An 8037-nucleotide genomic window follows, 5' to 3' on the forward strand; every position below is an offset into this window, starting at 1 on the left:
GGCACTCGGGGTAGCCGGCGTTGCCGGAAGCTCCTGAAACGAGCCCGGCTGCGGGTCAGGGTGTGGTGTGGACGGTGATGGAGCTGGTTCTTGCATCTGCTCCCTAAACCAATCCCACGCTCCCGCGCTCGGGGTAGCGGGCGTTGCCGGAAGATCCTGATACGAGCTGGGCTGCAGGCCACGGTGTGGTGTGGACGATGGAGCGGGTTCTTCCATCACTTCCCTAAACCAATCCCACGCTCCCGCACTCGGGGTAGCCGGCGTTGCCGGAAGCTCCTGAAACGAGCCCGGCTGCGGGTCAGGGTGTGGTGTGGACGGTGATGGAGCTGGTTCTTGCATCTGCTCCCTAAGCCAATCCCACGCTCCCGCGCTCGGGGTAGCGGGCGTTGCCGGAAGCTCCTGATACGAGCTCGGCTGCGGAGCGCCTAGCCAGGCGAGCGAGCCCGCTTGTTGCGGCGGACCCAACCCCAGCGCTCGGTTCGCCTCGACAGCTTGTTGATATTGCCGGAGCCTTGGCAATGCCGTCCTGAGAAGAGTGCGCAAGCGAACGTCATCGCCCGCAAATTCGTCGGCCTCGGCACGTAAAGCCTCTAGATTCTCAACTCGACCGGTGATTGCCGGCTTCTGTGTCGCCTGAAGCCAGGCGCTGAACTGGCGAAGTGCCCCCAGGTTCACGCCGATTTTCGGGGCCACCTCGCTAAATCCGAGAAAAAGCGCCTCGTCATCCGCGCTGGGGGAAACATCCCTAAGCGGGAGCGGCTTGGCGCGTCGGCGGTAGTTCTGAAGAAGATTCCACGCACGTGGAAACTCTCTAGGATACGAGCCCGTCCCAGAGTTAATATAGCGGTCTCGCTCCTGGGGGCCAGCCTGAGTAATGCTCACCCCGCGATCGTTGAGCCACCTACTGAAGCTGTTAAGAGCCCTACGGTACTGCTGCATGGTTACCGGCGCAAAGCTGCGCTTAACGCCTTCGTCACACGCAGCGTTGATGAGCGCCTCGTCCTCGAGATCGACACGCCGGCCGCCTCGCGGCAACGCTGTCACCGGCGCTCCGACTGCGAATTGCTCGAGCCTCGTCAACGCTGCCTCGATACGAGCGCCCAAGCGAACATCATTGGCCGCAAACTCGTTCCCCTCGGCACGTAATGCCTGAATATTCTCTAGTTGGCTGCTGACTGGTGGCTTCTGCTTCGTCAGAAGCCAGGCGCTGAAGTTGCGCAGTACCTTTAGATCCCTTCGGATCGTGCGATCGCTTGTCCCGCTTTTCTTGGCCTCCTCGCGGATGGAGCCATCGCTGGCTCGGTTTTTCTTGGATGCCTCGCGGAATCTAGAAAAAAGCTCCTCGTCCGGGCCATCGTTCTCGCGGCCTCGCTTGGACGGCACTTCAGTCGAACGGCCGAAGGGAGTATGGCGCATATCTACGCTCTGGCGCGTGCTGCTGAATGAGTGGCCCTGAATGGGCGGCAACTGCATCGAACCGCCGACATCAGTCAGCCGAATCGCTTCACCTCCGTCTGCGGTTTGCCCATCAGGCGAACTCGCTTCTGCGGAGCTCTCATCAAACGCACTGTGTTGCAGCTCGCTCAGCTGCTGCTCAAACCTCGCTTGCTGCCTCTTATTGCCCGGTTCTTGCTGCTCCTGCTGTTGCAGCGGGGCGTTGTACGCCTGAAACTCACCAGGGCTGAATGGGTTGATGTTGTTGCGGTCCACTCTAATCGTCCTTGAGAATGTCGATTGTGCGCAAAGCCGCCAGCTCAGCTCGGACGTGTGGACGGCTCAAGGCGAGGGAGGTTTTAACAGCAAATCTCGTTGTCCAATCGAAAACAGCAACAAGAAATTGGCGCAGCTGCAAGCCGCGATCCTCCGACTACATCGGGCCTATCCGACTACACGGAGAACCGCGCGCTGCTACGTTCATTCCATTTGCGCTCGCCAGGCGGCCTCGCCCTCGAGAACCCGATTCTGTTTAGGAAGGTTAGCTTTCTGGAAGCTGACGAGTTCTCAGGATGATTCAACTGTGTGGTTCTTACGATCATTTGCTTCGTCTGTATTGAACAGCCGTGAGAGCGAAAGGCAGAACGGTTTACCCGCGACTTATGGCGCGGCAGACCGGATGAGAGCGGCGCGTCAATCAAGGTTCTCCCGCATATTTGATGCAGGTCCCTTTTGCTTTTCATCGAGCGCATTGTGCATTGTCATGCGGCTGCCAGCAGCCTGTTTTTGAGCAGTACATATCCTGAACGCCCATACATCTGGCGCTTAATCGTCTTGAGACGGTTGATCTGTCCCTCGACGGGGCTGGTGCTCCAGGGTTGGGTGATGGCTGCGCGGACGGCTGCAATGTCGCGGCCGCTGCCTTGTGCAAGCGAGGCCAGTTCGCTGCTCGAAGCATCCTCGATCCATTGATCGAGACCTGTGTCATCGTCGCCCCGTATCAATGCCGCGAGCCGTCGAGCGAGCTCACCGGCGTTCGAAAGCTCCGGCGCATTTTCGTAGAGATGATGAAGGAACCGCTCGGTCTGCTCCTCGAGCGATGTAGGCTCTTTGCTCAGGAGCCATGCACAGCTGCGGCGCGAGGGCAGTCGCCACCGCACATTCGGCGCAGCCGTCGATCAGCCCTGCTGGCGCGCAACAGTCCACCGGTACACGGTCGTTCTGCTGCCTTCAAAGCCGCGGAGCTTGATTTCGGTCCACAATTGCAAACCGTGTTGTTCACCTTCCTCCCAGCGCTTTGCAGATAATCTCGAAAGGGATCAATCAGGACAGAGCCCGCGGGTGGCCGCCGGTGCTCAGGCTCACCGCCTGCAGCAAGCCAGCGTTCGACCGTCCTCACGCTCATGCCGATCCGCGGCGCGATCCCGCGCGGCGATAGGCCGGCGGCGCGCAAATCGAGAATTTCGGCATAGAGTGAACGGCGGTGGCTGCGCCCGCTGCGGCGCAGGGCCTCAAGTTTCGTTGTAGGTTCTGGTTCCGGCTTGGCTTTGTCGTTTTCGACCATCTGCGCGATCATTGCCTTTCCAGCGGCACCGCCCGCCTTGCGGTGACGGCCAACAGCCAGACGTAGCGCTTCACCCAGGTTTTGGAGAAGGTGAAAACGGTCGGCAACTTGGGTGCATCGGGAGCACCGCGACGGGCACCCTCAGAATAGATGCGATCCCGCGCGACCACCTCGATGCCTGGATGGCGACCTAGCCAAGACGCCACCGTATCGGCATTTCGGTCCGGCAAAAGATCGATGACGCGATTGCGTTCCAGATCGCACATGATGGTCCCGTAGCGTAACCGTTGTAGTGGACCACAACTTAACCCTACGACAGACTCAAGCCCTTCGATCGTTGTTCGGATGGTGTTCCTCACAGTGACATCGGCATCTTTCAGAGCCGAGGCGACTGATCGGCACCGAGTACTCTCTGGATTGAAATTTTGATGCGCCCGGAGGGCAGCTCGAGACTTTCTTCCACGGGAATCAACGAGAATGAATGTATCGGCGAGCTTAGGCCGGCTTGGAGTTCTCCGGTCTTTCGCCGCGTGGCTCTACGTCTGAGCTAACCTCCTTCGCCGGACTCTGCCCCTTCGCCAGGCGTCGGCCCAGTGCTTCGACAAATGAATCATAGCGCTCGTGTCCTTTCGCCTGGGCTGCCGGCTGCGCCGCATCCGGCAAAGGCGGAGTCGCCGTGAGCCAGAAGCGGACGAACAGACCTAGCGCTTCGTTTGAAATCGTAACGTGACGTTCGAGTCGTTCGAACTGGCGTGTCAGCCGATCCAAACGCCGGCTGAGCGCTGCCTCCATTCGCTCCGAATTGTCTGGCGACAAGAGCGCGGATAGCGCCGTCTCCACAACGAGCGCCTGAGCCACTCGCTTGCGGCTGGCATAATCAGCAAGCTGAACAGTGAGGTCCGGCGGCAGACGAAATGTGTACTTAATCCGCATGCCCTCATCTCAGAGATCGAGACCGTCGCCCGGATCCATTGCGGCCTGACGCGCAAGACTTGACGCCTGTCCGCGAAGGACGCGGGCGCGCTGGACCTCGTCGTCCCCTTCCTCATCGGCAAACTCGAACTCTTCCTTCTCCGGGCTGCGGTCTATCCCCACCTCCTCATGCTCGCCAAGCTCCGGTTCGCGCCGAATGCCACCATTGGCGGGATCACCGCTCGAGAAAGCATGCTGCTTCTCTGTGGATCGCTTCTGTTTGGTTCTTGAGCCGTCAGGCAAAGGCAGCCCTGCTCCAATCGTCAGGAGGCAATTGGATACCCTCTTCTCTGTTTCCGGTTCGAGCTGCGGGAGTACCCGTTCACGGAATCGTGGATCTTCGTAATAGCGAGCCTTCTTGGCTCCGATCGGCGGGCATCCCGAGACCAGCACCAATTCATCGTCCGACGGCGACTGCATGACCTCACCGGGTGTCAGCAGGGGTCGCGCCGTTTCTTGCCTGGACACCATCAGGTGTCCAAGCCAAGGGCTTAACCGGTGACCGGCATAGTTTTTCATGGCGCGCAGTTCGGTCGCCATTCCGAGGGCCTCTGACACCCGCCTTGCTGTTCGCTCGTCATTCGAGCGCGAACGCGACCCGGACATGGCAATTGTCGAGAATCGAATTGTTCGGCCCGTGCGCCTTTTCGACCTGATTAAGAGACGGGCGATCAAGAAGCTCTTGAGGCCGTACCCGCCATGAATGCGAGCGCCGACTCGAAAAAGTCGAGCCGACCCAAAGCAGGGAACTCATCAAGCATCAGCAGCACACGATGCCGGCGCGCCTCGGCGTGGAGATCTTCTGTGAGGCGCCGTCCGATCTGGTTGAAGATCAATCGCACCAACGGCTTGGTCCGACTAATGTCCGAGGGCGGCACAACTAGATAGAGCGACGTTGGTCATTTCGCCTCCACGAGATCGCGAATACGCCAATCACTGCAGCGCGTGACCCGAGCCACCACCGGATCGCGGTAGAGTCCGAGGAAGGACATTGCCGTCGAAAGCACCCCAGAGCGCTCGTCTTCGCTCTTGTTCAGGAGCTCGCGCGCTGCGGATGCAATGACAGGATGTGGACCGACATCGCCGAGGTGCGGCGTTGTCATCATCGCGCGCAGCGTCGCCTCGATGGGACGCTTGGGATCCGAAAGGAAGTTGGCGACGCCAGCCAATGTCTTGCCGGGCTCAGCATAAAGCACGTGCAGGATGCCGCCGACTAGCAGCGAGTGGCTGGTCTTTTCCCAGTGATTGCGTCGTTCTAGTGCTCCTTCAGGATCCACCAACACGTCTGCAATGTTCTGGACATCGCGAACCTCCCACTCGCCCCGGCGAACCTCGAGCAGTGGATCGTAAGCTGCAGAGTATCGATTGGTTGGATCGAACAGCAGTACCCGCCTATGGAAGGAGCCGAACCCCGAGGTGAGCGCCCAGTTCTCGCCCTTGATATCGTGAACGATGCAACTACCCGGCCAGGTCAGGAGAGTCGGAGCGACGAGGCCGACGCCCCTGCCCGATCGCGTTGGCGCAAAGCAGAGCACGTGTTCGGGCCCGTTGTGTCGAAGATAGTTGCGATCGCACCGGCCGATGATAACGCCATCCGGCCCTGTAAGCTGCGCTGATGAAAGTTCGGAGGAAGCGCCCAACGTGCAGAGCCGTAGGTGGCGGCCGTCTTCGCCTCTTGGGCTCGCTAGACCGACATGGCAAATGCAACTATGATCGAAATGATGCCGCCCGATGCTGCGATACAAGCCCCCTCTGTGAATACCATTGGCGCATAGGCGTCGTAGGCGTACCACCACCAGAAAAAAGCGGGCGGCAGGTGACGGGCTTTCCATGCCCGAACTCGAACCAAGGCTGCCCGAGCTGCGGCTGGAATGCGAGCTTCCAGGCAACCCACTGGGTCGCCGCCCAAGTGGTAATGAGCACGATGGCAAGGACAAGCGTGATTTGGCCCCAAAGGACCTTCGTCGTAGACATGATGGACGCTCATCAAACCCTGGCGGCCCTGATCCGCAACGTCAAAATTGCACGAGCGTAGAAATGGCGGCCATGGAGTGAGTACAGATCGACCTCGCGACCTGGAGCTACGCAGTGAACGAGACACAGCTGCCGCATCCGGCCTGGACGAGCGGCACCTTATCAAAGGCCAATGGCACATTGACCTTCAGGGGAGCTCAATCTGAAGCCTAAGACGTGCATGCGGATAGTTCTAGCTACCTCCAGCGCTCGGGCGTTCTCTGTCGTAAATCCGGCAAGTTTTTGAACTTGAACGGCCCCAAAAGCTTGCGGTTCTATTCCCGGCCTCCAGCGGACGCGAGCCGCAGGACCCGAGCTTTCGCCGCTGTAAGGCGTACAGTCGCCGGCTTCCGACCTCAGAGCGACGAGCGGGCAGTTTCAGAAAAACTTGTTGCTTTTCGGGAATATCCCCCAGAGGCTATCAATCAGTTCGAACAACTCACCAAAGATCCGACCCAGTTTATGCTACGTGAGTCTTGGCAGCAGATCGCTCGGATCGTTGCTCGCGGGACTGTCCTACCGAAACTTTCCTCGGCTTAGCCAGAGTGGCGTACCGCTTTCCAGCGACCACCCTGGAGCGAGAGCAATTGGCGGCTCGCTGATTGTCGGCCCTGTCGCGTCTAGCGGCACATCGGACCATCCCGACGTCCTTGCGCCGCGGTCAAAATCATAGTTAAGAGCAAGTTTGCCAATGTAGAAGATGTTGGACAGGCTCGTCATGTTGGCTGGGACCGTTGCTAACGGCAGAAACTGAATGCTCAGAGGGCTGCCGACCTGACCTTCCATCAGGGATAGAGGGGTATCGACCACGTCGCTGTAAATCGACCGACCGTAGGCGCCACTGAATGATATCAGCCCGCAGCCTCCGCCGAAGTTCCCGCCGAAATATCCTCCGGTCCAGCTCCACAGTGCGGGTGGTATCTGTACTGCCGGCTCAAAATCCGCCGCACGGACGGCGCAGCTCACAACGAGCGCAGCTGTTGCGGCACCCCAAAAGAGAAGATCAGATCGCATAACCACCTCAAGAAGACGCGCGCCCGCCGTTTCGCAACACAGAATGAGCGACTTTGTTGGCGTCGCTTCCACGCTGCTTGTGGTGTGCAGGATCTAAGCCAACGGAAACGATTACCGCATTACGCGCGCTTTTGTTGGGCGATGTCGTTCTTGTAACAAGACCGGTGCTTTTTGAAACAAGCCGCGCGTCTGAGGCCGGACGCAACCCGGATGCTGCATAGCCGGCAATTCGGCGAAGGAGTGAACCATGTTTTGCGAATTTGTGGTCTGAGCTTCCTCGCACGTGTGCATTGAAACGTAAGCGGTGTTTTGATCGCACCTTTTCCTGAAGTTTACGATCGGCGAGTGTGACGATCTCTGAATCGGAGATCGTGTTGTGTCTACGCTTGCACGACGGCGCGCCGGCTTGAGATTATCGCGGGAACAGGCCGTCGCCGATAGTTCTCGGCAGACGACAAGGCCCGGATGATTGAAGAGACGCTTGTTCCGGGCGCGGTGGTTTCGGAAGTTGCACGCCGGCATGGGCTTGCGCCGCAGCAATTGTTCACATGGCGCCGCCAAGCGCGGCAGCCTGCCGGCGCAGATGCCACCCCCGAGGTGCCGCAGTTCGTGCCTGCAGTCGTGGAATCGGCATTGCCGGAAGGCGCGGCTCGGCGGCGGCGCCAACGGGCACGCCCGGTGGATCTGGGCTCAGGAATCATCGAGGTAGAGATTGAAGGCGTCAGCGTCCGGGTCGGCCGTGGCGCTGACGCCGAGACGGTCGCGATGGTCATCCGGGCGCTGAAGGCCTGCACGTGATCGGTCCGACCGGTACGGTGCGGGTGATGATGGCGACAAAGCCGGTGGACTTCCGCAAGGGCGCCGAGGGTCTGGCGGCATTGGTGCGCGAGACGATGAAGTCCGATCCGTTCTCGGGCGCCGTCTACGTGTTCCGGGCGAAGCGGGCACAGCTCGTTTCATTGTACGTCCCTTTGTCAGATCCCAGGCAGGCGGATCAATCTATCGTACTGATAATCAATGTAGTTTTTCGGCCGACGTTC

Annotated in this window: 5 protein-coding genes and 3 pseudogenes; 2 read left to right on the forward strand and 6 right to left on the reverse strand. The window is 59.7% G+C overall.

Annotation, left to right across the window (positions count from 1 at the left end):
* From AC630_RS39035 to AC630_RS39050, 6 genes and pseudogenes are all read right to left on the reverse strand, one after another.
* A pseudogene (locus AC630_RS39035) lies at positions 1 to 1710 on the reverse strand (site-specific integrase); the annotation flags it as partial.
* A gap of 485 nt (positions 1711 to 2195) precedes the next feature.
* Positions 2196 to 2594 carry a transposase gene (locus AC630_RS46480; RefSeq protein WP_208867106.1) on the reverse strand — a complete coding sequence of 133 codons (399 nt, stop codon included), beginning with the start codon at positions 2592 to 2594 and terminating at the stop codon, positions 2196 to 2198.
* A complete protein-coding gene (locus AC630_RS48150; protein WP_349540046.1) occupies positions 2549 to 3010 on the reverse strand; it encodes a helix-turn-helix domain-containing protein in 462 nt (153 codons plus the stop codon). Before AC630_RS48150 ends, AC630_RS46480 begins: the two co-directional genes overlap by 46 nt.
* Positions 3007 to 3264 carry a hypothetical protein gene (locus tag AC630_RS46485; protein WP_208867107.1) on the reverse strand — a complete coding sequence of 86 codons (258 nt, stop codon included), beginning with the start codon at positions 3262 to 3264 and terminating at the stop codon, positions 3007 to 3009. The genes AC630_RS48150 and AC630_RS46485 overlap by 4 nt, the downstream gene beginning before the upstream one ends.
* Before the next feature lie 229 nt (positions 3265 to 3493).
* The gene (locus tag AC630_RS39045) at positions 3494 to 3931 is read right to left on the reverse strand and encodes a CopG family transcriptional regulator (RefSeq protein ID WP_074123679.1); all 438 of its coding nucleotides are present in this window, start codon (positions 3929 to 3931) and stop codon (positions 3494 to 3496) included.
* Positions 3932 to 3940: 9 nt separating this feature from the next.
* A pseudogene (locus tag AC630_RS39050) lies at positions 3941 to 5944 on the reverse strand (conjugal transfer protein TraG).
* Positions 5945 to 7450: 1506 nt separating this feature from the next.
* Between AC630_RS39050 and tnpA the strand changes: the two are divergent.
* Positions 7451 to 7795, forward strand: a pseudogene (gene tnpA, locus AC630_RS39055) (IS66-like element accessory protein TnpA); the annotation flags it as partial.
* A partial coding sequence (gene tnpB / locus AC630_RS43140) for an IS66 family insertion sequence element accessory protein TnpB (protein WP_143198665.1) occupies positions 7792 to 8037 on the forward strand: 246 nt, incomplete at its 3' end. The pseudogene tnpA and the gene tnpB, both read left to right, overlap by 4 nt.

It is taken from the genome of Bradyrhizobium sp. AS23.2 (genome assembly GCF_001908185.1).
Taxonomy (GTDB): Bacteria; Pseudomonadota; Alphaproteobacteria; order Rhizobiales; family Xanthobacteraceae; genus Bradyrhizobium.